Below are 26305 nucleotides of genomic sequence, written 5' to 3'. Positions count from 1 at the left end.
GGAGAGGCTAAGAGTCACACAATCCGCGATGTCTTGTTTCCCCAATAGCGATCCCGCAGCAGGCGCTTGTAGAGTTTTCCGGTCGGCAGGCGCGGCAATTCCTTTTCGAAGTCGACCGAGCGCGGCACCTTTTGCCGCGACAGGGATTTTGCGCAGAACGCGATCAGCTCCTCGGCGAGCGCCGGTTCCGGCACCACGCCCGGCATCGGCTGCACCACTGCTTTTACCTCTTCGCCGAGATCGGCATTGGGCACGCCGAACACCGCGGCGTCCGCGACCTGCGGGTGGGTGATCAGCAGATTCTCGCATTCCTGCGGATAGATGTTCACCCCGCCCGAGATGATCATGAAGGTGGCGCGATCGGTGAGGTAGAGGAAACGGTCCTCGTCGACATAGCCGACGTCGCCGACCGTGCTCATGCTGCCGTCAGCCGAGCGCGCTTCCTTTGTCTTCTCGGGATCGTTGAAATACTCGAACGTCGAGGCCGTCTTGAACCACACCGTGCCGGCGGTGCCGGTCGGGCACTCCTTCATGTTCTCGTCGAGAATATGCAGGTCGCCGAGCATGATCTTGCCGACGGTGCCGCGATGGGCGAGCCATTCCTCGGTGTTGCAGGCGGTGAAGCCGAGACCTTCGGTCGCGCCGTAATATTCGTGGATGATTGGCCCCCACCATTTGATCATGTCGTCCTTCACCAGCGCCGGGCAGGGCGCAGCGGCATGCACCGCGATCTCGAGCGAGGACAGGTCGTGGCGCCTGCGCACCTCCTCCGGCAGCTTCAGCATGCGCGAGAACATCGTCGGCACGATCTGGGTGTGGGTGATGCCCCATTGCTCCACGAGCTCGAGGTAACGCTCCGGATCAAAGCTCTCCATGATGATCACGGTGCCGCCCATGCGGATCGTGAGATTGACCGCGGCCTGCGGCGCAGAGTGATAGAGCGGCGCCGGCGACAGATAGACCATGCCCTCGCGGTAATGCCAAAGCTTGGTGAGGAAATCGAACAGCGGCATATTGTGCCGGGGCGACTCCTCCGGCAGCGGCCGCAGGATACCCTTCGGCCGTCCCGTCGTGCCCGACGAATAGAGCATCGCCGTGCCCAGCCATTCGTCGGCGATCGGCGTCTTCGGCAGGTCTGCCGTCGCCTGCTCCAGCCCAACGATACGATCGCTCTCGGAAGGACCATCGGCGACGACGCAGAGCTCGACCTTCGGACATTCCTTCAGCGCTTCGCGCGCGATGTCGAGCTTGGCCACCGAAGTGATCAGGATACGCGACTGGCTGTTGGTCAGGATGTAGGCGAGCTCGCCCGCGGTGAGGAACGAGTTGACGCAGGTAAAATAGAGCCCGGACCGCTCGCCCGCGCCGCAGGCTTCGAGATAGCGCGAATTGTTCTCCATGAAGATCGAGTAGTGATCGAGCCGCTTCAGTCCGCGCTTGCGAAACAGATGGGCCAGCCGGTTGCTGCGCGCATCGAGCTCGCGATAGGTGACGGTCTCGCCCGTGCCGGCCATGATGAAGGCAGGTTGCAGCGGGCGTAGATGGGCATGCGTACCTGTGTACATCGATCCTCCGGCTAGAGCTATGCGGCGAGAAGCAGGATTTCGCGGATCTGCGCAGGACCATCGATCCTGCGCGGGTTGCGCGGTACCCAGGGCGTGCGCATCGCCTGCTCGGCGATGGAATCGAAATGATCCGGTGAGACGCGCATCTCGGAAAGGCTGCGCGGCATGCCCAGCGAGCGGATGAAGGCGTCCAGCACGTCGGCGGCATCTTTGCCGGGAAAGCCCATCGCGGCCGCGACGATCATCTGGCGCTCGGCATTGTCGGACGCGTTCCAGCGCATCACCGCCGGCAGCATGATGCAGGAGGTGTAGCCATGCGGCACGTCGAAGGCCGCGCCCAGTACGTAGCCGATGCCATGGCTTGCGCCCATGGGAACGCCGGCGGCGAGCGCGCCCATCGACAGCCAGGTACCGATCTGCGCGTCCATCCGCGCGTCGAGATCTCCCGGGTTGGCCTTCACCCGCGGCAGCGCATCTGCGAGCATCGCGAGCCCCTTCACCGCTTGCGCGTCGGCATAGGGATGTGTCTCACGCGAGCAGATCGCCTCGACGCAATGATCGACGGCGCGGATGCCGGTCGAGAGGAACAGCCATTCCGGCGTGTGCACGGTGATGGCGGGATCGAGGATCGTCGCGCGCGGCACCACCAGCGGATGGCGCAGCATCTGCTTCACATGGGTGTTGCGGTCGGTGACCCCCGCGATGGCGCTGAACTCGCCGCCGGCAATCGTGGTGGGTACGCTGATCTGCCGCACGGTAGGCACATTCATCTCGGGGTCTACACCCCGGTGGACGCGGATGCGCTCGATGCCATCGGTGCTGTCGATGCTGTTGGCGAGGCAAAGTTGCACCGCCTTGGCGCCGTCGGTGATCGAGCCGCCGCCGACGGTGACGATCAGGTCCGCCTTCACCGCGCGTGCCGCATTGGCGGCCGCAATCACTGCTTCGCGCGGCGTATGCGCCGGCATGGCGTCGAACAGGCCCGCACAGCGCGTGCCCAACGTCTGTCGGATCCTTGCGATTTCGTCGGTCTGCCGGTTGAGCGTGCCCGAGACCATCAGGAAGGCGCGGTTCGACCCCAAGCGATCCATCTGCGCCAGAATGGCGCCCGCGGCCGGATGGCCGAACACGACCTCCTCGATCGCGCCGAAAACGACACGCCCTTGATGCACGCCTGTCCTCCCGGCAATTCGTCTTGTTCTTGTTCGAACAATCTAGCCGAGCCGCGGGCGCCCGTCATGCGCGAAGACGCTGGCTGTGTTCCCCCTCTCCCCGACTGAGCTGGGAGGGTTGGGGTGAGGGAGGCTCTCCGCGAGGACGGTGAGAGTTGAATTCGTGGAGGCCCCCCTAACCCCCGCGCAAGCGGGGAGAGGCGAAGCCCGCCTCCTCATTCATGAGCCCGGCGAATAGGCCCAATCGCTTTCCGTGGACTCATCGGCGCCAGTGCGGCCCACTATCTCTCCGCAACCCGGCCACCCGGCTAGGGCGTCCCGCCAAAGATGCGCCGTCCTTCGTCTTGAAGAGTTCATCATTGAAACCCATCTTGTGCCGCCTGCGGGTAAGCAGCTACCCTGCTTACTGCCGCAGCACCAAGGAAGGGGCAAGACATGAGCGAGCCGAACCCGAGGCCAGTCCGACGGCATTCCCTGCCTGGTCCTTTCCTTGCGGTTTTGGCGCTGACAGCTGCCGGCCTCCTCGCAGGCTGTGACAAGCCGGCCTCGCAGGCGGCAGCTCCCCCGGCGCCCCCTGTCACGGTCGCCCAGCCGGTCAAGCGCACCGTCACCGATTGGGAAGAGTTCACCGGCCGCTTCGAGGCGGTGGAAGAGGTGCAGGTGCGCCCGCGGGTCGGCGGCTTCGTCAACTCGGTCGAATTCCAGGACGGCGCGATCGTCCACGCCGGCGATCTCCTCTATGTGATTGACTCCCGTCCGTTCGAGGCGGTCGCCGAGCAGGCTGACGGTCAGCTTTCGGACGCGCGCGCCAAGGTGGAGCTTGCCAAGCGCGAGCTCGATCGCGGCCTCAACCTGGTCCAGACCAGCGCCGTCTCCGAGCAGGTCGTCGACCAGCGCCGCCAGGCCTTGCAGGCCGCGCACGCCGCCGAGATGCAGGCCGAAGGCGCGCTGAAGGCCGCCAAGCTCAATATCGAGTTCACACATGTGGCGGCACCGCTCACCGGCCGCGTCAGCCGCCACCTCGTCAGCCCCGGCAACCTCGTCCAGGGCAGCGACACCGGCACCTCGACACTGCTGACCTCGATCGTGTCGCTCGATCCAATCTACATCTATTTCGACCTGGACGAGGCGACCTATATCAAGAACAGCAAGCTCTGGTTCGAAGGCAAGCGCCCGAGCTCGCGCGATACGCCGAACCCGGTGCAGGTGACGTTGGCCGGCGAGACCAAGCCGTCGCATGACGGCACCATCAACTTCCTCGACAATCGCCTGGACGTCTCTACCGGCACGCTGCGCAGCCGCGCTGTCATCAAGAACACCGATCTCTCGATCCTGCCTGGGCAGTTCGGCCGCGTGCGCCTGATCGGCAGCGCGCCCTACGAGGCGTTGCTGATTCCCGACGTCGCGGTCGCGACCGACCAGTCCCGCAAGATCGTCTTCGTGGTCAAGCCGGATGATACCGTCGAGGCGCGGCCCGTGACGCTCGGTCCGCTCGATGAGGGGCTGCGCGTGATTCGCGAAGGGTTGAAGGCCGACGACCGTGTCATCGTCGACGGCATCCAGCGCGCCCGCGTCGGCGCCAAGGTCAGCCCGCATCAAGCCCAAGCGCCGGCGGGTGGCAAGTCATGAACCTCGGCCGCCTCTCCATCAACCAGCCCATCCTGGCGATGGTGCTGTCGATCGTGCTGCTGATCGTCGGCGCGCTCGCCTATACCACGCTGCCGGTCTCCGAATATCCGCAGGTGGTGCCGCCGACCGTGGTGGTGACCACGCAATATCCCGGCGCTTCCGCGCAGACCGTGTCCGACACGGTGGCTGCTCCCATCGAGCAGGAGATCAACGGCGTCGAGGACATGCTGTATCTCTACAGCCAGGCGACGTCGAACGGCCAGCTCACCATCACCGTCACCTTCAAGCTGGGCACCGATCTCGACAAGGCCCAGGTGCTGGTCCAGAACCGGGTCGCGATCGCGCAGCCGCGTTTGCCTGAGGAAGTCCAGCGCAACGGCGTCACCACGCGCAAGAATTCGCCCGACATCCTGATGGTCGTGTTCATGCTGTCGCCCGACGACACGTTCGACCAGCTCTACATCTCCAACTACGCGCTGCTCCAGGTCCGCGACCAGCTGCTGCGGCTCGACGGCGTCGGCGACATCCAGATCTTTGGCGCGCGCGACTATTCGATGCGGCTGTGGCTCGATCCCGACCGCATCGCCAATCTCGGCATGACCTCGGACGAGGTGCTCGCCGCGATCCGGTCGCAGAACGTGCAGATTGCCGGCGGCCAGATCGCCGAGCCGCCGATCGCGGACCGCGCCTTCCAGCCAAACCTGACCTTCACGGGGCGCCTGAAGGACCAGAGGCAGTTCGAGGACATCCTGATCAAGGCCGGCTCCGACGGCCGCACGGTGCGCCTGCGCGACGTCGCCCGCATCGAGCTGGGCGCGCTGTCCTACACCACCAACAGCTTCCTGTTGCGCAAATCGGCGGTCGCGATGCTGGTTACCCAGCGACCCGGATCGAACGCGCTTGCGACGGCGAAGAACATTTCCGACACGATGGTCAAGCTCAAGGCGAGCTTCCCGAAGGGCCTCGACTACAACATCGGCTACAACCCGACCGAGTTCATCGCGCAATCCGTCCACGAGCTGATCAAGACCATCTACGAGGCCATGCTGCTCGTGGTCATCGTGGTGCTGGTCTTCCTGCAGGGCTGGCGGCCCGCGATCATTCCGATCGTCGCGATACCGGTCTCGCTGGTCGGCACCTTTGCGGTGATGGCGGCGCTCGGATTTTCCATCAACAATCTCACTTTGTTCGGCCTCGTGCTCGCCGTCGGCATCGTGGTCGACGACGCCATCGTCGTGGTCGAGAACGTCGAGCGGCATCTCGAGCACGGCATGAGCCGGCGCGACGCAGCGCTCAAGACCATGGAGGAGGTCGGCGGCGCGCTGGTCTCGATCGCGCTGGTGCTGTGTGCGGTGTTCGTGCCGACGGCGTTCCTGGGCGGCATCTCGGGACAGTTCTTCCAGCAATTTGCCGTCACCATCGCGGTTGCGACCGCGATCTCCTGCTTCTGCTCGCTGACGCTGTCGCCGGCGCTGGCCTCGCAGATCCTCACACCGCATGACGAGAAACGACCACCGGCGCGGTGGAATTTCATCGCGCGCGGCTGGGACGCGTTCACCGGCGTCTTCAACCGCGTGTTCGACCGCCTGTCGCACGGCTATGCCGCTGTTGCCAATTTCGTGATCCGGCATTCGGTGGTGATGCTGCTGATCTATGTCGCGCTGATCGGCAGCGCCGGCTGGCTGATCGCGACGACGCCGCAGGGCTTCATCCCCGCGCAGGATCGCGGCTACGTCATCGTCTCCGTGCAGTTGCCGGGCGCAGCGTCGCTCGCGCGCACCACCGAGATCGTGCGTGAGATCGAGCGCATCGCGCTCGATACGCCGGGCATCGTCCGCGTCGCCGCCTTTGCCGGCTTCTCCGGCGCGACGCGCACGCAGGCCGGCAATGCGGCGGCGCTGTTTCCGGTATTCGAAGAGCCGGAGGTGCGTCTGAAGAAGGGGCTTTCCGCGGGCGCGATCACCGGTGAGCTGCGCAAGCGCCTTTCCGCGATCCAGGGTGCCTTCATCATCGTCATTCCTCCCCCGGCGGTGCCCGGCATCGGCACCGGCGGCGGCTTCACCATCCGCGTACAGGACCGCCAGGGCCGCGGGCCGGGAATGCTCGCGGCTGCAACTGACGAGCTCGTGGCCGCAGCGCGCAAGGCGCCCGAGCTGACCTCGGTGTTCTCGCCGTTCACCGCGAATACGCCGCAGCTCTTCGTCGACATCGACCGCACCAAGGCCCAGAAGCTCGGCGTTCCCATCGCCAACATCAACGCTACGATCCAGACCTATTTCGGATCGACCTATGTCAACGACTTCAACCTGTTCGGCCGCACCTATCACGTCACCGCGCAGGCCGACCTGCCGTTCCGGAAAGAGTCCAGCGACCTTTCGCGGCTGCGTACGCGCAATGCCGCCGGCGACATGGTGATGCTGGGCAGCGTGGTCGATTTCCGCGACGTCTCGGGCCCGGACCGCGTCGCGCGCTACAATCTTTATGCGGCGTCCGAATTGCAGGGCGAGCCGGCGCCGGGCACGAGCTCGACCACCGCGCTCAACACGATCAAGAAACTCGCGGATGACACCTTGCCGAGCGGCTTCACCTTCGAATGGACGGACCTGTCCTACCAGCAGGTCACCGGCGGCAATGCCGGCCTCTACGTGTTCCCGATCTGCGTGCTGTTCGTCTATCTCGTGCTGGCCGCGCAGTACGGCAGCTGGTCGCTACCGTTCGCGGTGATTCTGATCGTGCCGATGTGCCTGTTAGCTGCCACCATCGGCGTCCGCATCATGGGGCAAGACGTCAACATCCTCACGCAAATCGGCTTCGTCGTGTTGGTGGGACTAGCCGCGAAAAACGCCATCCTGATCGTGGAGTTCGCCCGCGACATCGAGCTCGAAGGCAAGCCGCGGCTGCAGGCCGTGATCGAGGCCTGCCGTCTGCGCCTGCGGCCGATCCTGATGACGTCCTTTGCCTTCATCCTCGGCGTGCTGCCGCTGGTGGTCTCGACCGGCTCGGGCTCGGAGATGCGCCAGGCCGTCGGCGTCGCCGTATTCTTCGGCATGCTCGGCGTCACGCTGTTCGGCCTGGTGTTCACCCCGATCTTCTACATGATCGTGCGTAACCTCGCCGATGGGCGCGGAAAGAAGGCGGAAGTTGCGACGTAACGTAACGTCGGTCGTTGCGGCCACACCCACATCAAGCAATCACGGTGTCGATCTGCGCTCCGCTTCGCTGCGCTTGTCCGGGACGACGAGTCGAGCTCTGGGAAGCGCCGCGCCCATACTAACGGCTGAGGCCGAAATGGATGGGCAGGGACGGGGTTCTTCACTAGTATCCGCGCGATTTCAAAATAGAAAACTGCTGGGAGTTAAACTATGAAATCAGCACTTTTGGCTGCCGCCGCTTTGTCCGTGCTGCTGGCGGCGCCGGCCTCCGCGCAAAACGCCAATCAAGGCGTCAAGATCGGCATCCTCAACGACCAGTCCGGCGTCTACGCCGATTACGGCGGCAAATGGTCGGTCGAAGCCGCAAGAATGGCGATCGAGGATTTTGGCGGCGAGGTGCTGGGCCAGAAGATCGAGCTCGTCACCGCCGATCACCAGAACAAGCCGGATCTCGCCACCTCCATCGCGCGGCGCTGGTACGACGTCGAGAACGTCGACATGATCACGGAGCTGACGACCTCGTCGGTCGCGCTCGCGATCCATGAGCTTTCCAGGGAAAAGAAGAAGATCGACATCGTCGTGGGTGCGGCGACCTCGCGCCTGACCGGCGATCTCTGCCAGCCCTATGGCTTCCACTGGGCCTATGACACCCGTGCGCTCGGTGTCGGCACGGGCGGCGCGCTGGTGAAAGCCGGCGGCGACACCTGGTTCTTCCTGACTGTCGACTACGCGTTCGGCTACGCGCTGGAAAAGGATACGACCGAAATTGTGACCGCCAACGGCGGCAAGGTGTTGGGGTCTGTCCGCACCCCCCTGAACTCATCGGATTTCTCGTCGTTCTTGCTGCAGGCGCAAAGCTCAAGAGCGAAAATCATCGGGCTTGCCAATGCCGGTCTCGATACCAACAACTCGATCAAACAGGCAGCCGAGTTCGGCATCGTCCGCGGCGGCCAGAAGCTCGCCGCGCTGTTGATGACGCTGGCTGACGTTCACGGTCTCGGACTCGAAGCTGCCCAGGGCCTCGTACTCACCGAAGGCTATTACTGGGATCTCAACGACCGCACGCGCAATCTGGGTGAACGCTTCTTCAGGCGCACCGGGCGGATGCCGAGCATGATCCATGCCGGCACCTATTCGGCGACGCTGAGCTATCTGAAGGCCGTGAAGGCAGCGGGCACGAAAGATCCTGACGCCGTCGCCAAGAAGCTCAAGGAGCTGCCGGTCGACGACGATTTCGCGCAGGGCAAAGTGCTGGAGAACGGCCGCATGGTCCACGACATGTATCTGTTCGAGGTCAAGAAGCCGTCGGAATCGAAGCGGCCCTTCGACTACTACAAGCTGCTCGCCACCGTCCCAGGCGACAAGGCATTCTTCACCGCCAAGGAAAGCGGCTGCCCGGCGACGAAGTAAGGCTCTCGTGTCCCCGGTGCAGCGCCTCTTTGGCGGTGCACCGCAGAGCCGGGACCCACGCCACCTCAAGTCTTGAAACAAGTTTGGATCTCCGTTCAGCGACGCAGCGTTACACGCTGCGCCGCGCCCGCGTGCGAGCGCCGCCGCCTCAATGTACCAGCCGCGACAGCACCGCGACCAGCGCGCCGACCCACAGCGCGATGCTGGCGAAGGCCTGGATGGCGAAGCCGGGGCTGCGCTTGGCGGCTTCCTTGGAATAGCCGAGGAAATAGATGATGCGGCCGATGACCCAGACCGCGCCGATTACGGCCGCGATGGCGTCACTGACATAGATCGCGAACAGCCAGAGCGACGGCAGCAAGATCGGCATCCATTCCAGCGTATTCATCTGGATGCGGAAGGCGCGCTCGAAGTCGGGATGGCCCGACATCGCCGGCGCCTTGACGCCGGTCCTTGCGCGCGACCGCGCGACGTTGACGCCGGTGAAGAAGCAGAACGCCACGGCCAGCAGCGTGACGAGCGCGGTGAGATGATACATTGCAAGGCCCCCTTGAAGTCGCCGGACGCTCAATAACCCGTCAGCTCGAGATAGCCAACGCCGTCATGGCTGCCGGAGAAGCTGATCGGGCCTTCCCAATAGGAAAATCCGGTGCCCATCCAGGCCGCAGGGTTGAGCGGCTTGCAGGCGATCGTGAACGACCGCGAAGGGATTGCGATCTGCCATTCCACCGGCAGCTTGCGTCCCGCGACCGCGGCCCATCCTTTCGGCGTCATCTGGATGTCGGCGGCAAAGATCTGCTGCGTGCGGCCGTCGGGCGAGATCCAGTTGCCGAACGGATCGTCCTTGCCGTCCTTCTGCCGCAGCCGGTACAGCATCAGCTTGTCGCCCGATGAAAGGTGCAGCGACAGCCAGTCCCAGCCGGTCTGGTCGGCGGCGAGCGGCTGGCTGCTCCATTCACGGTCCATCCAGGCCTGGCCTGACACATCGATCGTCTTGTCGTCGATGACGAGGTTGCCACGCGCGCGAAAAAACGGCTGGCTGTAGTAATACGACGCCTGGCCGCGCTCGGATTTGCGGCTGAAGCCGCCGTCGCCTTGCAGCATCACCGGACGATCGGCCTGAAGCGTCAGCGCATAGCTGAAATCGGTGCTTGACGCCTTCAGCGTCAGCGGCGCCAGCGTGTGATCATCGGTGCGATCAGCGCCCTTCATCTCCCAGTCGTCGATCCAGGCCGTGAACGGCTTTGCGTCCACACCCGCCTGCCCGACGCCGCCGCGCGCGAACAGCTCGTTGAAGCGGTGGGTGTCGGCGCGGGTCACCGCGGCATGGCCCATCCAGAGCTGCTGATTGGCCCAACCCTCGCGTTGCGGGCCCGCCTCGGTGGCCTGGCGAAACAGCGTCCATTGCAGGCCGCAAGCCGCGCCGCTGGCGTCGATCAGATTCGCCGTGAGGTACCACCACTCGATGCGGAAGTCCGGATGCGGTCCGTGGTCGGCGGGGAAAGAAAACACCTTTCCAGGCGTGACCGGCGCAAAGCCATCCGCGGTCTCACCGAGACCGGCGTAGCCCTGCGCGAGCGTACGGCGCGACAGCGCCAATGCGGCGAGGCCGCCGGCGAATGCGCGTCGCGAGATTCTGTCAGCGTTCATTGGCGAACACTTTCACCAAATTCGCCGCCTGCATCCGTGCGAGCCGCGCCACCGGCAGCAATGCGGCGAGCAGCGAGGCGAGCAGCGCGACCGCAACCAGCTCCACCAGTTGCAGCGGAAACACGTGGAACGGCAGGCGCCAGCCGAACGCTTTTACGTTGACGATCGCGATCAGGCACCAGGCCACCACGAGTCCCAGCGGCAACGCCAGCAGCGCCGTGAACAGCGCGACCGCCAGCGTCTTGGTCAGCTCGATCGCGGCAAGGCGTGACCGCGTGAGGCCGATCGCCCAGAGCGGCGCAAGCTGCGGAAGGCGCGAATTGGCAAGCGTCAACAGGCTGGTCAGAAGCGCGATGCCGGCGACGCCGAGGGTGAAGGCGTTCAGCGCTCCCGTGACCGCAAAGGTGCGGTTGAAGATGCGGATCGACTCCGCCTTCACCGTCGCCTGGTCGGCGACGCTGCGGCCGTCGAGGGCAAACTGCTTCTGCAATGCCGTGATCAGGCCGGGAATCTTCTCTGGCGAAACAATGAGTCCGATCCGCGTCTGCGGCGTCTGCGGAAAGCGACGGATCAGCGCCGCAACGTTCACTGCGAGCTGTCCCTTGGGGTTGCCGTAATCGGCATAGATGCCGGCGATGTCGAGCGCCCAGCTGCCGCCCGGCGTGGGGATCTCGATGACGTCGCCGACGCGCAAGCCCAGCCGCCGGCCCAATTGTTCGCTGACGAAGGCGGCATCGCCCGGCACGAGCTGCGCCCAGGCGCGCGGCGCGGCTTCGAGCAGCGGCCATCGCTCGCGATAGAGCGCGTGGTCGGGCAGGCCGAGCAGCTCCACCGGCTGTCCCTCGATCTGCGCCTCCGCCCGTCCGCCGCTCAGGATCGCCTGCACCTCGCCGCGCTCGCGCAGCCACGTGCGGATCGCAACCGCCTTCGCATTGTCGGGCGCGCTGATATAGACGTCGGCGGCGAGGCGCCCATTCAGCCAGGTGATGAAGGTGCGGCTAAACGTTTCCACCATGGTGGAGACGCCGACATTGACGGCGAGTGCAAGCAGCAGCGCCATCAGCGCCAGCGAGAGTCCGGAGAGCTGCTGCCGGCTGTCGGCCCAGAACCACAGCGCAAGCGGGCGGCGCGCGCTGCGCTGGCCGATCAAGAGGATGATTTCGAGCAGCGCGGGGAGGATCAGCGCCGCGCCCAGCATCAGCGCGGCGAGCACGCCAAAGCCTGCGATCAGCGAATCCCCATAGAGCGATAGCAGCAGCGCCACCGCGAACACGCCGAGGGCCGCCGCGCTCTGCAGGATCAGCCAGCGGCGTTGCGCCTGCCGCCAGGCCTGCGGCTGCGCGGTCGCAAGCAAGGGTAGCCGCATTGCCTTGAGCAGGCTGGTCACGGCCGCGATCAGCGCGCCGATGATGCTGATGCCGATCCCGGCGAGCCACCATTCGCCGCGCAGCGAAAGTTGCCCCGGGATCTGCGCGCCATAGAGCCCGCGCAGCGAGGCCGCGACATCCGGCAGCAGCGCCGCCGCGATGACATAGCCGCAGACGAGCCCGACGAGCCCCGCGGCGAACGCCAGCACCACCAGCTCGATCACCAGCACGCTGTTGAGCATCCGCGCTGAGGCGCCGCAGGCACGAAGCGTGCGCAGCATCGGCAGCCGCTGCTCGAAGGCAAGGCCGACGGCCGAATTGACGATGAAGAGCCCGACGAAAAACGACAGCAAGCCAAAGGCGGTGAGGTTGAGATGGAAGCTGTCGGTGAGGCGTTCGAGCTCGGTCTGCGCGCTCGGCTCGACCCGCTGCAAGCGGTCGCCGACGACGCTCGCGAGCGGTGCAGGCTTGCCCTTGGCCTTGCGGATCAGGAGCCGCGAGAGCTGGCCTTGCTTGCCAAGCAGCCGCTGCGCGACGCCGATATCGACCACCAGCACGTCGGGCACGAGCTGCGGCTGCGCGTGCAGCGGCGGCAGTTTTGCGCCGCTGCTGATCAGCGGCGCCGCGCCCTCGGTCGCGTCGAGATCGGCGAGCGTCTCCGGCGCCACCAGTGTCTGGCCCGGCGGCGCGACGAAGGCGCGCAAATCGGACGCGCCGAGCCGCGGCGCGTTGCCGACCTCGGCCGGCAACGTCACCGGCTCGATGCCGAGCAGGCGCAACGAGCGTCCGTTGATCTGGACGCGGCCCTCCACGACCGGCGAAACCGGCCAGCCGGCGCGGCTGAGCGCAACGAACATGCCTTCCGAGAACGTTGCGGCATCGGGTGCGACCAGCATCGGCGTGCGCACGCCGCCGAACGTTGCGGCTGCGCGATCATAGGCGTTGCGCGCCTGCTGGTTGATCGCCTGCACGCCGCTCCACAGCGCGGTTGCCGCGATCAGGCCGATCAGCAGCGTCGCGAGCTGCATCGGATGACGCCGCCAGTGGCTGAGCAGCACGGCGAGGATCCAGAGCGCGCGTCTCATGTGATCCGTCCAGCATGCAGCGTGACGTGGCGGTCGAGCGTGCCGGCGAGATGCAGGCTGTGCGTCACCATCAGAAAACCGCAGCCGGTTCGTGCCACGAGATCGCGCGTCAGGGCCAACACGTCGTCGGCGGTCGCCTCGTCGAGATTGCCGGTCGGCTCGTCCGCGAGGAGAAGTGACGGCTTGATCGCGAGCGCGCGCCCGATCGCGACCCGCTGCTGCTGGCCGCCGGAGAGCTGCTCGGGATAGCGCCGCAACAGCTTGCCGAGGCCGAGCCGCTCGATCAGCTCGCCATGCCAGCCGGCATCATGACGGCCGGCAATCCGAGCCTGAAACGAAAGGTTGTCCTGGACCGACAGGCTCGGGATCAGGTTGAACTGCTGGAAGACCAGCCCCAGCCGATCGCGCCGCAACGCCGCGCGCCCTGCATCCGGCAGCGCGGTGACCTCAAGGCTTTCCAGCATGATCGTGCCGCCGTCGGCGCCATCCAGCCCTGCGATCAGGTGCAACAGCGTGCTCTTGCCGCTGCCGGATTCGCCGGTCAGCGCGACGCGCTCGCCGGGGCGCACGTCGAGATCGACGCCGCGCAGCACATGGACCGGCTCGCCGGCCGAGGAGAAGCTCTTGGAGAGGTTTTTGATCTTCAGCACAGACCTGCCACTTTTCTCCCTCCTCTCCCATAGGGAGAGGTAGGAAAGCTGCGTAGCACAGTTGATGCGGAAATGCCGGGGTTGCGTTGCCGTTCAAGCCGTTGTTAGCTCCCAAAACGGCCAAATCAAAAGTGCCGAGAAGACGGGGACAGAGATGAGCGCTCAGGGAACGCCCAAAGCAGCGGGCGGCACGACAGTTAAGACAGCGTCCAAGGAAACACCAAAGGGCGCCTGGACCGTCACCTTTCTCCTGTTTCTCTTCATGGTGGTGAATTTCGCCGACAAGATCGTCGTGGGTCTCGCCGGCGTTCCGATCATGACCGATTTGAAGCTCGAGCCGGAGCAGTTCGGCCTGCTCGGGTCATCCTTCTTCCTCCTGTTCTCGATCGCCGCCGTTGTCGTTGGCTTCATCGTCAATAGGGTGTCCACGCGCTGGGTGCTGCTGACGCTCGCCGTGATCTGGGCCCTGGCGCAGTTTCCGATGGTCGGCACCGTCAGCTTCACCACGCTCCTGATCTGTCGCATCGTGCTCGGTGCCGGCGAGGGGCCGGCGGCGTCGGTCGCCACGCATGCCATCTACAAATGGTTCCCGGACGAGAAGCGCGCGCTGCCGACCGCGTTCCTGTTGCAGGGCTCGGCCTTCGGCGTCATCCTGGCGGTGCCGGCGCTCAACTGGGTCATCGTCAATCATTCCTGGCACTATGCCTTCGGCGCGCTCGGCGTCGTCGGCCTGATCTGGGTCGCGGCGTGGCTCGCGCTCGGCAGGGAAGGGCCGCTGGAGGACACGCAAGCGCTGGCGGCCACAGAGCCAAAGATTCCCTATCTCCAGCTTCTCACCTCGTGCACCTTCATCGGCTGCGCGGCGGCGACTTTCGGCGCCTATTGGGCGCTGTCGCTTGGGCTCACCTGGTTCACGCCGTTCATCGTCAAGGGGCTCGGCTTCTCGCAGAATGATGCGGGCTTCATCTCGATCCTGCCCTGGGTGTTCGGCGCCACTATCGTCATCCTCACCGGGTGGATCTCGCAGGTGATGATGGCGCGGGGCTCGACCACTCGTGTCGCCCGCGGCGTACTCGGCTCGGTGCCGCTGGTCATCGGCGGTCTCGTCCTTGCATTGATGCCGTACGTCCCGGGCGGGGCCCTGAAGATCGCGATGCTTGTGATTGGCCCGGGCCTGTGCAGCGCGATCTATGTGGTGTGCCCGCCGATGCTCGGCGAGTTCACGCCGGCCTCGCAGCGCGGCGCCATCCTGGCGATCTACGGCGCGCTCTACACGCTCGCCGGCATCATTGCGCCGAACGTGATGGGCACCGTGATCCAGCGCGCCGGCAACATGCTCGACGGCTACATGACCGGCTTCACCATCAACGCGGTGGTCATGATCGGCTCCGGCGTGCTCGGGCTGCTGCTGCTCTGGCCGAACACGGAAAAGGCAAGGCTGACTCGCGGCGCCGCTCAGCAGGCCGGCGCACTGAAGGGCGCGGTTTCGCCAACGTAAGCCCAATGCAACCTGTCGTCCCGGACTCGCGCGGAGCCTGTCATCGGGCCGCGCTACGCGGACCCGTTGGCGCGCCCCGGACGACACCGAGTGAGTTGAGCTGCTGGTAGCCCAATCTGCAGCGAACTATCGGCCCGCCTGCTCGCGCCGCTCCGTCAGCAGCGACAGGACCACCGTGGCCGCCATGAACACCACCGACGCGCCGAACACCCAGTGCGGCGCGTTCTGGTCCATGATCCAGCCGAACAGCAGCGGGCTGATGATGCCACCGATATTGAAGCCGGTGGAGACGATGCCGAAGGCACGCCCCGCAGCACCAGCAGGCGCCGCATTGCGCACCAGCATGTCGCGCGAGGGTGCGATCACGCCGGAGAGGAAGCCCGCAACGGTCATCGCAACCGTCAGCAGCAAGCCGGGCAGTGCGACGAGCGTAATCAGAAGCACGATCGCGGCGTTTGCGGCGAAGCACGCGGCGGCGAACTGGCCATGGCGCTCGGTGCGATCGGCGAGGAAGCCGCCCGCGAGCACGCCGACGGCGCTTGCCCCCAAAAATGCCGTCAGCGCGACATTGGCGGCCGAGTAGGACGCGGCATAGCCGCTCATCAGCGCCACCACACCGAAATTGCTGATGCCGGCAATCGACAGGCTGAGCAGCATGAACAGCGCGGTCAGCATGATCAGCGCCGGCGTGATGACCGCCTGTGTTGGCGCAGCTTTGTTTCCGGGCTTCTTCCTGTGCGCGCCGGCGTCGGGAATGCTCATCACGACGAGCAGCAGCGCGCAGAGTACGCCGATCACGCCCGATGCGATCAGCGCGCCGGCGCCACCCGAGACCGTGACCAGTGCAGCGACGATCGCGGGCGTCACCGCGCCGCCGAGATAGCCGGCGAAGGTGTGAACCGAGAAGGCGCGGCCCATCCGCGCCTCGTCCATGTGCTCGGCGAGGATCGCGTAATCGGCGGGATGATAGACGCTGTTGGCGAGCCCGAGCAGCACCGCGCAGATGATCAGCGAGGCGTAGCTCAGATGCAGGCCGAGCAGCACCAGCGACAGCCCGCCGATCAAGAGTCCGATCAGCAGAATCCTTCGCGCACCAAAATGGTCGACGAAGATAGCCGGTCGGCGCCTGTGTCAGGCCGGACACAACTGCAAACACGGTGAGTGCGAAGCCGAGCTCGATATAGCCGACGCCGAGCTGGCTCTTGAGGAACGGAAACAGCATCGGCAGCACCAGCAGATGGAAATGACTGACCCAATGCGCGATCGAGATCCCCGTCAGCGTGCGCAGCGCGCTGTCGCTCTTCCCCTGTTGCGCTGCGGCGAGAACGTCGGCCATCGCAGTTCCGTTTCACTCCCTCCTGTGGGTAACGGAAACTATCGGCGCGAGCGGTTATTTGTCCATGAATGCCGGCGCATGGCAGGTAACGCGGTGGGAGCAGTGAGGGGCCGTCCTGCGACGCGTGCGAGGCGTTTTCTCCGCTGTCATCGCCCGTGAAGGCGGACGATCCAGTATTCTAGAGGAGGCGAAGGGATACGGAGAGGCCGCGGCGTACTTGATGCCCCCGTCAAGCTGGGGCATGACAGCAGTGTGAGTTGCTCGACCCTCGCGTCGATCCGGGTAGTCCGCCGCCACCCTCACAGCGGCTCGTCGTCCGGGCCGTAGCGGTCACGTTTGGGGGTAGCGATGTCGCCGTCTTCGTAGTCGTCGTCGGTGTCGCGCGGCGGCTGCGGTTTTTTCGCGGTGTCATCCGCCTTCTTCGGCGGCGGGGTCTTGTTGCCGGCCTTGGCCATGACCTTCTCCGGATGATGAAGCTATCCGCGCATGCTAGCCGGACCCGCCCCGTTCCGCTTGACCTTTCTCAACCGGCACTGGGGGCACCAGCCGCCCTCACGCTCGCACCACGGGCCCGCCAGCCTTCTTCCAGGCGTCGATGCCGCCGGCGATGTGCGCGGTGTTGGCAAGCCCGGCCTGTTTTGCGGCGGCAACCGCCATTGCCGAGCGCTCACCGAAGGCGCAGAAGAACAGGACGCGGCGGCCGGTGGCGGCCGCCACCTCGCGCAGCATGCCGCCAGGCTTCAGGCTCTCCTCGATCGACGGATAGGGCGCATGCAGCGCGCCCTCGAGCATGCCGTGCTTGGCGCGCTCATTGGTCTCACGCAGATCGACCAGCAGGATGTCGGGCCGGCCGAGCGCGCGGATGGCGTCGACGGCGCTCAGCACGCGGCCCTCCTTCTCCAATTCCTCCTGATGCAGGCCGACATGCATGTTGGCTGGTACCGCCACATCCATCATCTTCGGATTGGGCAGCTTCAGGTTGGCCATCAACTCGATATATTCGTCGATCGAGCGCACCTGGAGACGGGGATTGTAACGCTTCTCCTCGCCGATGGTGGAGACGGTGTCGCCCTTGTAGTCATGCGCGGGGAAGACCAGCGTCTCGTCCGGCAGCTTGAGCAGGCGATTGAAGATCGAGTCGTATTGTGCGCGCGAAGAGCCGTTCTGGAAGTCGGTGCGGCCGGTGCCGCGGATCAGCAGCGTGTCGCCGGTGAAGACGCGGTCGCCCATGAGATAAGAGTAGGAGTCATCGGTGTGGCCGGGCGTGTACATCACGTCGAGCGACATGCCCTCGATCGTCACCTTGTCGCCGTCGGAGACCCGCATCGCCACCACGTCGGCCTTGCTCTGGTCGCCCATGATGGTCATGCAGTGGGTGCGGTCGCGCAGCTCGCCGAGCCCTGTGACGTGGTCGGCATGCAGGTGGGTGTCGACGGCCTTGACCAGCTTGAGATCGAGCTCGCGCAGCAATTGGCAATAGCGGTCGACCTTCTCCAGCACGGGATCGAGGATCAGCGCTTCGCCGCCCGCGCGGCTGGCCAGCAAATAGCTGTAGGTCCCCGAAACGCTGTCGAACAGTTGGCGAAAGATCATGGCAGACCCCCGGCGAAGGCTGATTCCAAATTCTATTACGTCAGCAACAATAAAGAGAAGCAATTCACTGTTTCTAGAGATAAATATGAAATATTTTGCTGCACCGCTTCCAGCGTCGCTCCGGGGCGGTCCGCAGGACCGAACCCGGAATCCTTTTGGCCGCAGGGCGTGAGAGATGGATTCCGGGCTCGGCGCTACGCGCCGCCCCGGAATGACGGAGCGGGCATCACGGCCGCACCAGCGTGTATCCATTCTCGGTCAGAAACAGGATCTGGCCGACCCCGACCTGCACCGGCGTCGCGGACGGAATGAAATCCGGCCGCCGGCCGGTCTCCCGCTCGATCGTGTCGACGGTGTTGAGGCAGATGTCGAAGCGGACACCCTGCGCGATGAGGCTCTCGACCTGCTTGCGGTGCTCGTTGGTGCCGAGCAGGAGGTCGATGCCGGGACCGAACGCCACCACCTCGATGGCGACCTTGTCGGGATCATAGGCCTTCAGGAGATTGTTGGCGACGCTGAGCACCAGCGCCTGCTTCTTGGCATCACCGTCGGAGAGCTGGAGCACGACCTTGTGCTCGGCGAATGGCTTGTCCTGCAACGGCACCTGCTGGGCGAAGGCGGGCAGCACCAAAGCCCAGGCGACCAGCGCCGACAGCATCGCGCGAAGGATTGGTGAACGCGTCATCCCTGTCCCGCAATTCCCGGATTGTCCTCGACGCCCCTGAGCGTGACGCCGGAGCCTTTGTTCTCCGGCATCCGGCCCGAGCGCAGATATTTTGCGACCACGTCCCAGACGGGCGCGCCTTGCTGGGCGTTGACCGACGCCCAGCCCGCGACCTTGTAGCTTCGGTGCGCTTCGAGCGGCGTGCCACCGTCGAGCGCCAGCGCGGAGATGCGGCTGCCGATCGCCGCCGTCGGCGTGCAGGTGTAGCTGAGGCCGCCGGCACGCACCATATCGCCACCCTGCTGGTGGTAGGGATCGGGGTTGAAGAGGTTGTCGCAGATGTCCTCCAGCACATCCTTGATCTGGTCGCCGGTCATCTCCTGCACGTAGGTCTCGGGATAGGAGATCGCGGTCTCCGCCAGCACATCCTCGAGTGTGAGCGGCTGGCCGGCGAGCGCGGTGATACCCCAGCGGAATCCGGGCGACAGCGCGAGCTCGGCATCGAGCTCGTGGCGCAGCGCCGAGCAGATGAGCTCATCCATGGGGCCGGAAAAATTACCGCGGCGATAGAGCAGCCGGTCGGGCGTTGCGATCTTCTCCGACCAGTCGGTGACGTGCGGCTCGCGCACCTTGCCGATCAGCTCGGCCATCGCGGGGTCCGGCTTCAACAATTCGGAATAGACGGGCAGCAGGTGATAGCGAACATCGCTGACCTTGCCCTTGGCGAGCTGGAGATCGAGCACGGCGAGAAATTTGCCATTCGAACCGGCATTGCTGACGAGTGTCGTGCCGCCCGCATTCGTCACGGCAACCGGTTGCGGGACGGCGTCATGGGTGTGGCCGCCGAGGATGACATCGATGCCGGTAACGCGGCTCGCAAGCTTCAGATCGACGTCCATGCCGTTGTGCGACAGCAGGATGACGGCATCGACCTTGTCATTGCCGCGCAAGCCATCGACGAGTTTCTGGAGCTCCTCCTCGCGGATGCCAAAGGTCCAGTCCGGCGTGAAGCGCTTGGGATGCGCGATCGGCACGTACGGAAAGGCCTGGCCGATGATGGCGACGCGATGGCCGCCGAGCTCCTTGATGGTCGACGGCTTGAACACGCGACCTGTCGCCTTGTCGAAAGCCAGCGCATCGTTGAAGGCGGCTTCCTCGGTCAGGAAGACGTTCTGCGCCAGAAATTCGCCCTTGAAGCGTTCGAGATTGTCGCGCAGCACCTGCTCGCCATAGGTGAATTCCCAATGGCCTGTCATCGCCTCGATGCCGAGCAGGTTGGCGATCTCGACCATGCCACGGCCCTGCACGACGTTCGCAAGCCCCGTGCCCTGCCAGAGGTCGCCGCCGTCGAGAAGCAGCGAACGCTGCTCGCCGACGTCGTTGCGCATCCGGTCGATCAGCGTCTTCAGATGCGCAAAGCCGCCGAGCCTGCCGAAGCGGGCCGCGGACTTGTCGAACTCGAAACAGGTGAAGGCATAGGCGTCCGCGCTGTCGGGCCGGATGCCGAAACGTTCGAGGAAGGCGCGGCCGACCAGATGCGGCGGCCGTCCCGTCATCTCGCCGATGCCGATATTGACGCTGGGCTCGCGGAAATAGACCGGGTTGAGCTGCGCATGCGTATCGGTGATGTGCAGGATGCGCGCATTGCCGAAGCGTTCGAGGTCGTAGATGCTGGTGGTGTCGGCGCCGCGCGCAAGCCCCGGCAGCCCTGCCGTGACGGCGGCAGCGCCTGCGGCTCTTAGGAAATCACGGCGGCGGATAGCCATCTCAAATTCTCCGCGCCCCGAGAGAAGACGACGATCGTCGGAAGGTTCCACGAGAGCCAGTCTAGCGGATTTCCATCGCCTTCCAGGCTTCTTTTTCCGACGTCGCCTGGAAGATCGAGGCCTTCGCCAGCGCTTCGGCCTCCTTGGCGGCGGCAACCGCGCGGTCGAAATCGCCGCCGTCGCCGGCTTTCTTCGCGGCGGCGAGAGTCGAAATGGTCGGCGTCCACTGATTGCGCAAGCCGGCCGCCTCCTTGGCGGTGGCTTCCGCCGCGGCATAGGCCGCCTTGTAGTCGGCTTCGCTGGCCGCGCGCGCCGGCGCTGCGGCAATCGTCAGCAGCAAGGCGAGCCCGAGTGATCGTCCGGTCATGGTCCTGCTCATGGCCGCGCCCCAGGGCCGGAAATCGGCAGGCCATTGGCGACGTAGGACAGGAAATATTCGACGTCGCGGTACTCGTCCGACTGCGGTTCCAATGGAACCGCGCGGGTCTGGCTGTTGCAGGTGACGAAGCGGCGGCTGGTCGTGCCCATGCCGCTCCATTCGGAGCGGTAGATCGGCATCGCGTTCAAAATGCCGAGCGCCGGCGCCAGGATCTCGGCGCGGATGCGCTCGCCCGGGCTCTGGACATGGCAGCTCGCGCAGGAGAAGTTCATCTGCCCGCGCCGCGTATAGAAATAGCGTTTGCCGTTCTCGTAAGCCTCGCGCGCGCGCGGATCGTCGGGGATCTTGATGTCCATCAGCTTGCCGCGCGAGGTGAAAGCCATGTAGGCGGTCAGCGAGGCCATCTCATCCTTGACGTAGGAGTAGGGCGCCTCGCCATTGGCCTCGCGGCAGCGGTTGAGCGCGAGCTCGAGCGTGACGACCTTGCCCTCCTTCTCGTCGAAGTAGGGATAGTTCTGGCGGATGCCGATGCCGCCGTTCGGAAAGCAGTCTGCGTAGGTCTTGCCGTTCTTGAACGGGGTCGCAAACATCTCCTTGCCGGCGTCGAGCGCGAACTCGTAAGGCGGGAATTCCTCCTTCTCCTGCCACTGCCGCTTCATGTCCTCGTTCATGGAATAAGGACCGTTGACGAAATCCTCGTGCTTCACGTTCGGGAATTTCTGGAAGAAGAAGTTCTGGAACGCCTTGGCCTCAGTGGCGGGATCGATCTTGTCGGCAGCGATCACGCGCGGCGCGGTGAAGCAGAGCGCCGTGAGCGCGACGAGCGCGGAGCCGAGCCAGATTGCGGAGCGCGCCTTCATCACGAGATCTTCGCGGTGGTCGTATCCGACGCACCCTTGTTGTCGACCCAGCTTATCTTGAGGTCGTCGCCCTTCTTGGCCCCCTTGAAGCTGAACTTGACGTAGGGGTCCTTGGAGACCGCAGGACCCCAATCGGCGACGAACACCTCCCTGCCGTCGTGCTCGAATTTCAGTTCCTGGATGAAATGCGCCGGTATCAATTCGCCCTTGGCGTCCTTGACGAAGCCGGAATCCATCGGGTGCTGGATCAGCGCCTGCACCTCGGTGATGTCGCCGTTAGATGTTGCGCGCACGCGTATGCTTGATGCCATCGGAATTCTCCTAGCCGCCGCAGCCGCCGACGGTGACCTTGACCTCTTTGGTCGCGCTGAAGAGCTTGCCGTCGGCCTCCACGATCGCGACCACGTTGGTGGTCTTCGCCATCTTCAGCCGGTTGGCGACGCTGGGGATGGTGCCGTCCGGGATCTTGTAGCTTGCCGCCAGCGCGTTCGGATTCTCGGCGACGAAGAACGAGATCGAGGTTACCTTGTCGAGCGTCGTCGTCACGGAGATCGGGACCACACCGCCGTTCTCGGCGATCTCGGGCGCGTCGAGCTTGATCTTGTCGGACGGTTCGGCGGTCTTGCCGTAGAGCGCCTTGATCGCGTCGGTCTCGCTCTTCTGCTTGAAGGCCTCTTCAGGATATTTGTCGTTGACAGCGGCGCGCGCAGGCGTGGTTCCGAACGGCAGATTGCCGAGGCCGATCAGCGCAACGGAGGCCGCGCCTTGCAGGATCAGGCGCCGCGTCGCGAGAAGGCCGGTCATTGCACTCATCTCAGTCTCCTGGTTGATCGCTTCAGCGATCGCTTAGGTCGGCGCGGTTACAGGGTCTGGAGGAAATCAACGATCGCGTTGATCTCCTGTTCTGTCAGAATCCGGTTCCGCCCGAACGGCGGCATCATGGTCTGCGGATTGCGCTTGGTCTCGTCGAACAGGATCGCGACCAGTTCGTTGCGGTCGGGATATTTTGCCTTGATGTCCTTCAGCTCGGGCCCGATCGTGCCGGGCAGGTCACCGCCCTTGATCATGTGGCAGGTCAGGCAATTGCCCTTGCCGCGATCGAAGGCGAGCTTCTCTCCCTCGGCGGCAGCGGATTGGGCGCGCGCCGGCCCGGCGGCCATCGCGGCGAAGGTGGCCAGGATCAAGACCAGAGCGGGCTTCCGGGGAAAGGCGGTCAAGGCGTCGATCCGAGGCGTTATGTCGATGATTGCGTTTGCGAAATATAGTGCTCAAAGCACAAAGGGCACCGTCTGACAATCACGACTATGCAGGTCGCAAATCGGAGTTAATATCTTCTGCGCTGCAACCAAAGAGACCATTTGTTCGGCAGATTCGGCCCTGTCGGACCAGGGCGTTTTCAGCGTCCAGTGGCGTTTTTATCGCGTTCTCGTTTTTTCGGGGGCCTCATTTGGCTGAATATGTCGTCGAATTTGGCAAGGACGGCGGGCGCGTCGAGCCCGATGGGCGGCTCGATGCGCCCGCGTTCCATCGCAATCACGAGCCGATCTGGGCGGCGCTGGAGAAGCACCTGGCTGGCCGCCTCGGCGACGTGGTCGAGGTCGGCAGCGGAACCGGCCAGCATGTGGTCCATTTCGCCCGCCATACGCCCGATCTCGTCTGGTGGCCGAGCGACCTCAATCCGCGGCATCTGAAGAGCATCGAGGCCTGGCGCCTCCATTCCGGCCTGCAAAACATCCGATCGCCGTTGCGGGTCGATCTGTCCGACCCCGACTGGTGTCCGGAGATGAAGAGCGGCGAGGGGCCGAAGGATCTCGCGGCGGTGTTCTGCGCCAACGTCATCCACATCGCGCCGTGGAACGTGGCCGAGGGCCTGTTCGCCGGCGCGGGCCGTTATTTGCGGCCCGGCGGCACGCTGTTCCTCTACGGTCCCTTCAAGCGCGACGGCAAGCACACCGCGCTCAGCAACGCCGTGTTCGACACTTCCTTGCGCGAAGGCAATGCGGAATGGGGCGTGCGCGATCTCGCCGACGTCGAGAAGCTCGCACAACATGCAGGCCTGCGCCTGATCGATCTCATCGACATGCCCGCCAACAATCTCACACTGGTGTTCGCGCGAGGTTGAGTGGGCGCGCTCCTCTCGCTCCGAAGAAAGGGAAGCCGTCGCCCCTTGCTCCGCTGCGCTCCCTCCCCCCTTGCGGGGGAGGGTTGGGGAGGGGTAGCCCGGGTGAGGTCGGAGTTCGTGGCTACCCCCCTCCCTGCCCCTGCCCCGCAAGGGGGGAGGGAATGACGGAATGGTGCCCGCCTCACACAGTGATGCACCACCGAAGCTTAGAGGGCGACGTCCTCACGTCTCGCCGTCGTGCCAGCCGATCCTGCTTTTCAAAAATTCAAAGCCGAGCACCTGGAAGCCGGCGCGCTCCTTGTTGTCCTTGCCATAGCCATGACCGCCCGCGGCCGGCTCGTAGAACCAGGCCTCGTAGCCCATCGCCTGGAGTTTCGCCGCCATCTTGCGCGCGTGTCCCGGATGGACGCGATCGTCGCGCCGCGTGGTGGCGATCAGGATCGGCGGATAGGGTTGGCCGGGCTTTGCGGCATGATAGGCCGAATAGGTCTTCAGCCACTCCCAGTCCTCGGGTTTGTCAGGGTCGCCATATTCCGCGATCCAGCTCGCGCCCGCGAGCAGCTTTGTGTAGCGGCGCATGTCGATCAGCGGGATTGTGCAGAACAGCGCGCCGAAACGCTCGGGGTACCGCGTCAGCATGTTGGTGATGAGGATACCGCCGTTCGATCCTCCCTGCGCCGCGATGCGCTTGGCCTGCGTGACGCCGCGGCGCACGAGATCGGCGGCGACCGCCGCGAAATCATCATGCGACAGCCGCTTGCCGGCAAACCGCCCGCCATCATGCCAGCGCGTCCCGAACTCGCCGCCGCCGCGCAAATTCGCCTGCACCATGGTGCCGCCGCGCTCCAGCCACAGCCTGCCGAGCGCCGGATTGTAGTACGGCTTCACCGAGAGAGCGAAGCCGCCATAGGCGGTCATATAGACCGGCGCTTCGCCGGTCTCACCAGCGGGCCCGGTCTGCACATAGGGGATGCGCTCGCCGCCAACGGAGATGGCCTCGTGCTGGGTGACCAAGAGCCCATCGGCGGTGAACGTCTTCGGCGCCTGCTTGAGCACGGTCGGGCTGGCGACGCCCCGCTCGAGCAGCATCAGCGACGACGGTGTAAGCGGATCCTGGACGTTGGCAAGCAGATCGCCATTGCTTTCGGATTCATGATGATCGAAGCGCCAGACCTCGACGACGCCGATATCGGGAAGTCCGCGCAGCGCCTCGCGGCTCCAGCCGCTTGCCGACGGCGTGCAGACTTCGAACCCCGGCCGCAACTCGTCGAGAATCGACAGCACGAGTTTGCCTCCGGCCCAGAAGAAGCCCTGCAATGCGCGCCGGGGACCGGGCTCGAACAGAACCGCGAAATCGCGGCTGCCCGCCAGGAAAGCCGACAGCCGGATGCCGAGCACGACGTCTGCCGCATAGGTTCGTCCGGCAATGGACCAAGGCTGGCGCAGCTTCATGGCGAACCAGTCGCCGTGCGCCTGCATCCAGACGTCTGTGGGCAGATCGAGCTTCGTCATCGCGCCGGCCTCGTCCCGCAGCCAGATCACGAAATTGAAGAAGTCGATTTGATCGACGATCCAGGCCCGCGGCGCCGCAGCCGTGTCGTCGACGCTGCCGTAGACCCGCATATGGTCAGCGGTGGTTTCAAAAATTACAGGCGCTTGATCGACGGCTTGACCGCGCCGCCATGATCGAATTGTCCTGGCATAGCCGGAGGTCGTGGCCATCCCTTCGCCGTGGGCACTGGTGAGCAACAGCGTATCCGGATCGAACCAATCCACGCTGCTTTTCGCCTCCGGCAGGACAAAGCCATTCGTCACGAAGCTTTTCGTCTCGCCGTCGAATTCGCGCAAGGTGACGGCGTCGCTGCCGCCGCGCGACAGGCTAAGGATGAAGCGCGAATAATTCGGCCGCGAGGCTGTCCAGCTCAGCAGCCAATCTTCACCTTCGCTGGCCGCAAGCTGGTCGATATCGAGCAGCACCTCCCAGCCTGGATCGGATTTTCGAAACTCCTCCGGCGTGGTTCGCCGCCACAGGCCGCGCGGGTGGTTCGCATCCTTCCAGAGATTGTAGAGCAGGCCGCCGCTGCGCCCGACATAGGGAATGTTGTCCGGCCGGTCGTAGATTCCTGCCAGTATATCGCGGTCGCGCTCGAACGCCGGGCCGCCGAACTTGTCCAGCGTCAGGCGATTCTGCCGCTCGACGAAGTCGAGCGCCCGCTCGCCTTCGACCTCTTCGAGCCAGAGATAGGGATCGTCGTCGGGAGCCGCGAGCGTAGGCCTGTCGTCAACGGGCATGGTCCGAACTCCGGAGCGAACTTGCAAGGCGAGGTTGATCGAGCGCAAACCTTTGATACCGTGGCCTGCTAGATGCTGTCCAATTGCGCCCTCGGCATGGCCTGCGCTCGTTTGC

The 26305-nt window shown here is 64.9% G+C and carries 21 protein-coding genes and 1 pseudogene; 5 read left to right on the top strand and 17 right to left on the bottom strand.

What is annotated here, in order from left to right:
• Positions 1 to 14: 14 nt before the first annotated feature.
• Positions 15 to 1565, bottom strand: a complete 1551-nt coding sequence (locus tag QA640_RS42215) for an AMP-binding protein (protein ID WP_283038499.1) — start codon at positions 1563 to 1565, stop codon at positions 15 to 17.
• A 17-nt stretch (positions 1566 to 1582) separates the two neighbouring features.
• Positions 1583 to 2737: an iron-containing alcohol dehydrogenase gene (locus QA640_RS42210; protein ID WP_283038498.1), complete on the bottom strand. Its 1155-nt coding sequence runs from the start codon at positions 2735 to 2737 to the stop codon at positions 1583 to 1585.
• Positions 2738 to 3172: 435 nt separating this feature from the next.
• On the opposite strand from QA640_RS42210, the gene QA640_RS42205 reads away from it, so the two are divergent.
• The 3 genes from QA640_RS42205 to QA640_RS42195 all read left to right on the top strand — a co-directional run bounded on the left by QA640_RS42205 (position 3173) and on the right by QA640_RS42195 (position 8928).
• Positions 3173 to 4366, top strand: coding sequence for an efflux RND transporter periplasmic adaptor subunit (locus tag QA640_RS42205; protein ID WP_283038497.1), 1194 nt, complete (start codon positions 3173 to 3175; stop codon positions 4364 to 4366).
• Positions 4363 to 7518: a multidrug efflux RND transporter permease subunit gene (locus tag QA640_RS42200; RefSeq protein WP_283038496.1), complete on the top strand. Its 3156-nt coding sequence runs from the start codon at positions 4363 to 4365 to the stop codon at positions 7516 to 7518. The genes QA640_RS42205 and QA640_RS42200 overlap by 4 nt, the downstream gene beginning before the upstream one ends.
• Before the next feature lie 210 nt (positions 7519 to 7728).
• A complete protein-coding gene (locus QA640_RS42195; RefSeq protein ID WP_283038495.1) occupies positions 7729 to 8928 on the top strand; it encodes an ABC transporter substrate-binding protein in 1200 nt (399 codons plus the stop codon).
• A gap of 148 nt (positions 8929 to 9076) precedes the next feature.
• On the opposite strand, the gene QA640_RS42190 is transcribed toward QA640_RS42195, so the two are convergent.
• From QA640_RS42190 to QA640_RS42175, 4 genes are read right to left on the bottom strand one after another with little or no spacing between them, the layout of a single operon-like run.
• Positions 9077 to 9466 (bottom strand): MAPEG family protein, encoded by a 390-nt coding sequence (locus tag QA640_RS42190; RefSeq protein WP_283038494.1) that lies wholly within the window; start codon positions 9464 to 9466, stop codon positions 9077 to 9079.
• Positions 9467 to 9495: 29 nt separating this feature from the next.
• The gene (locus QA640_RS42185; protein WP_283038493.1) at positions 9496 to 10578 is read right to left on the bottom strand and encodes a lipocalin-like domain-containing protein; all 1083 of its coding nucleotides are present in this window, start codon (positions 10576 to 10578) and stop codon (positions 9496 to 9498) included.
• Positions 10568 to 13030, bottom strand: coding sequence for an ABC transporter permease (locus QA640_RS42180; protein ID WP_283038492.1), 2463 nt, complete (start codon positions 13028 to 13030; stop codon positions 10568 to 10570). The genes QA640_RS42185 and QA640_RS42180 overlap by 11 nt, the downstream gene beginning before the upstream one ends.
• Positions 13027 to 13680, bottom strand: a complete 654-nt coding sequence (locus tag QA640_RS42175) for an ABC transporter ATP-binding protein (protein WP_283038491.1) — start codon at positions 13678 to 13680, stop codon at positions 13027 to 13029. The genes QA640_RS42180 and QA640_RS42175 overlap by 4 nt, the downstream gene beginning before the upstream one ends.
• 154 nt (positions 13681 to 13834) lie before the next feature.
• Here QA640_RS42175 and QA640_RS42170 point away from each other — a divergent pair, with 154 nt between their 5' ends.
• A complete protein-coding gene (locus tag QA640_RS42170) occupies positions 13835 to 15178 on the top strand; it encodes an MFS transporter (RefSeq protein WP_283038490.1) in 1344 nt (447 codons plus the stop codon).
• A gap of 126 nt (positions 15179 to 15304) precedes the next feature.
• Here QA640_RS42170 and QA640_RS42165 read toward each other — a convergent pair.
• From QA640_RS42165 to soxX, 10 genes and pseudogenes are all read right to left on the bottom strand, one after another.
• Positions 15305 to 16514 (bottom strand): annotated as a pseudogene (locus QA640_RS42165) (MFS transporter).
• Positions 16515 to 16813: 299 nt separating this feature from the next.
• Positions 16814 to 16969: a hypothetical protein gene (locus QA640_RS42160; RefSeq protein ID WP_283038489.1), complete on the bottom strand. Its 156-nt coding sequence runs from the start codon at positions 16967 to 16969 to the stop codon at positions 16814 to 16816.
• Positions 16970 to 17066: 97 nt separating this feature from the next.
• Positions 17067 to 18107, bottom strand: coding sequence for an MBL fold metallo-hydrolase (locus tag QA640_RS42155; protein ID WP_283038488.1), 1041 nt, complete (start codon positions 18105 to 18107; stop codon positions 17067 to 17069).
• Positions 18108 to 18333: 226 nt separating this feature from the next.
• Positions 18334 to 18792 carry a hypothetical protein gene (locus tag QA640_RS42150; protein WP_283038487.1) on the bottom strand — a complete coding sequence of 153 codons (459 nt, stop codon included), beginning with the start codon at positions 18790 to 18792 and terminating at the stop codon, positions 18334 to 18336.
• Entirely contained in the window at positions 18789 to 20537 is a 1749-nt protein-coding gene (gene soxB / locus QA640_RS42145) for a thiosulfohydrolase SoxB (RefSeq protein WP_283038486.1), read from the bottom strand. The genes QA640_RS42150 and soxB overlap by 4 nt, the downstream gene beginning before the upstream one ends.
• Before the next feature lie 61 nt (positions 20538 to 20598).
• Positions 20599 to 20904 (bottom strand): hypothetical protein, encoded by a 306-nt coding sequence (locus QA640_RS42140; RefSeq protein WP_283038485.1) that lies wholly within the window; start codon positions 20902 to 20904, stop codon positions 20599 to 20601.
• A gap of 8 nt (positions 20905 to 20912) precedes the next feature.
• Positions 20913 to 21776: a sulfur oxidation c-type cytochrome SoxA gene (gene soxA / locus QA640_RS42135; protein ID WP_283038484.1), complete on the bottom strand. Its 864-nt coding sequence runs from the start codon at positions 21774 to 21776 to the stop codon at positions 20913 to 20915.
• Positions 21776 to 22087 carry a thiosulfate oxidation carrier complex protein SoxZ gene (soxZ, locus tag QA640_RS42130; RefSeq protein ID WP_283038483.1) on the bottom strand — a complete coding sequence of 104 codons (312 nt, stop codon included), beginning with the start codon at positions 22085 to 22087 and terminating at the stop codon, positions 21776 to 21778. Before soxZ ends, soxA begins: the two co-directional genes overlap by 1 nt.
• Positions 22088 to 22097: 10 nt before the next feature.
• Positions 22098 to 22589 carry a thiosulfate oxidation carrier protein SoxY gene (gene soxY, locus QA640_RS42125; RefSeq protein WP_283038482.1) on the bottom strand — a complete coding sequence of 164 codons (492 nt, stop codon included), beginning with the start codon at positions 22587 to 22589 and terminating at the stop codon, positions 22098 to 22100.
• A gap of 47 nt (positions 22590 to 22636) precedes the next feature.
• Positions 22637 to 22993, bottom strand: coding sequence for a sulfur oxidation c-type cytochrome SoxX (gene soxX / locus QA640_RS42120; RefSeq protein ID WP_283038481.1), 357 nt, complete (start codon positions 22991 to 22993; stop codon positions 22637 to 22639).
• Positions 22994 to 23223: 230 nt separating this feature from the next.
• Between soxX and QA640_RS42115 the strand changes: the two genes are divergently transcribed.
• Positions 23224 to 23898: a DUF938 domain-containing protein gene (locus QA640_RS42115; RefSeq protein WP_283038480.1), complete on the top strand. Its 675-nt coding sequence runs from the start codon at positions 23224 to 23226 to the stop codon at positions 23896 to 23898.
• A 222-nt stretch (positions 23899 to 24120) separates the two neighbouring features.
• On the opposite strand, the gene QA640_RS42110 is transcribed toward QA640_RS42115, so the two are convergent.
• A complete protein-coding gene (locus tag QA640_RS42110; protein WP_283038479.1) occupies positions 24121 to 26190 on the bottom strand; it encodes a prolyl oligopeptidase family serine peptidase in 2070 nt (689 codons plus the stop codon).
• Positions 26191 to 26305 lie beyond the last annotated feature (115 nt).

It is taken from the genome of Bradyrhizobium sp. CB82, from assembly GCF_029714405.1.
In the GTDB taxonomy this organism is placed as follows: domain Bacteria; phylum Pseudomonadota; class Alphaproteobacteria; order Rhizobiales; family Xanthobacteraceae; genus Bradyrhizobium.
This window is presented reverse-complemented; position numbering and strand designations above follow the sequence as displayed.

Bases quoted from the DNA above. Each gene is read 5' to 3' on its own strand.
- QA640_RS42215 (WP_283038499.1), bottom strand. From the start codon at position 1,565: ATGTACACAGGTACGCATGCCCATCTACGCCCGCTGCAACCTGCCTTC.
- QA640_RS42155 (WP_283038488.1), bottom strand. From the start codon at position 18,107: ATGATCTTTCGCCAACTGTTCGACAGCGTTTCGGGGACCTACAGCTAT.
- QA640_RS42170 (WP_283038490.1), top strand. From the start codon at position 13,835: ATGAGCGCTCAGGGAACGCCCAAAGCAGCGGGCGGCACGACAGTTAAG.
- QA640_RS42195 (WP_283038495.1), top strand. From the start codon at position 7,729: ATGAAATCAGCACTTTTGGCTGCCGCCGCTTTGTCCGTGCTGCTGGCG.
- QA640_RS42205 (WP_283038497.1), top strand. From the start codon at position 3,173: ATGAGCGAGCCGAACCCGAGGCCAGTCCGACGGCATTCCCTGCCTGGT.
- QA640_RS42160 (WP_283038489.1), bottom strand. From the start codon at position 16,969: ATGGCCAAGGCCGGCAACAAGACCCCGCCGCCGAAGAAGGCGGATGAC.
- QA640_RS42150 (WP_283038487.1), bottom strand. From the start codon at position 18,792: ATGACGCGTTCACCAATCCTTCGCGCGATGCTGTCGGCGCTGGTCGCC.
- QA640_RS42140 (WP_283038485.1), bottom strand. From the start codon at position 20,904: ATGACCGGACGATCACTCGGGCTCGCCTTGCTGCTGACGATTGCCGCA.
- QA640_RS42180 (WP_283038492.1), bottom strand. From the start codon at position 13,030: ATGAGACGCGCGCTCTGGATCCTCGCCGTGCTGCTCAGCCACTGGCGG.
- QA640_RS42190 (WP_283038494.1), bottom strand. From the start codon at position 9,466: ATGTATCATCTCACCGCGCTCGTCACGCTGCTGGCCGTGGCGTTCTGC.
- soxA (WP_283038484.1), bottom strand. From the start codon at position 21,776: ATGAAGGCGCGCTCCGCAATCTGGCTCGGCTCCGCGCTCGTCGCGCTC.
- QA640_RS42110 (WP_283038479.1), bottom strand. From the start codon at position 26,190: ATGCCCGTTGACGACAGGCCTACGCTCGCGGCTCCCGACGACGATCCC.
- soxB (WP_283038486.1), bottom strand. From the start codon at position 20,537: ATGGCTATCCGCCGCCGTGATTTCCTAAGAGCCGCAGGCGCTGCCGCC.
- soxY (WP_283038482.1), bottom strand. From the start codon at position 22,589: ATGAGTGCAATGACCGGCCTTCTCGCGACGCGGCGCCTGATCCTGCAA.
- QA640_RS42200 (WP_283038496.1), top strand. From the start codon at position 4,363: ATGAACCTCGGCCGCCTCTCCATCAACCAGCCCATCCTGGCGATGGTG.
- soxZ (WP_283038483.1), bottom strand. From the start codon at position 22,087: ATGGCATCAAGCATACGCGTGCGCGCAACATCTAACGGCGACATCACC.
- QA640_RS42185 (WP_283038493.1), bottom strand. From the start codon at position 10,578: ATGAACGCTGACAGAATCTCGCGACGCGCATTCGCCGGCGGCCTCGCC.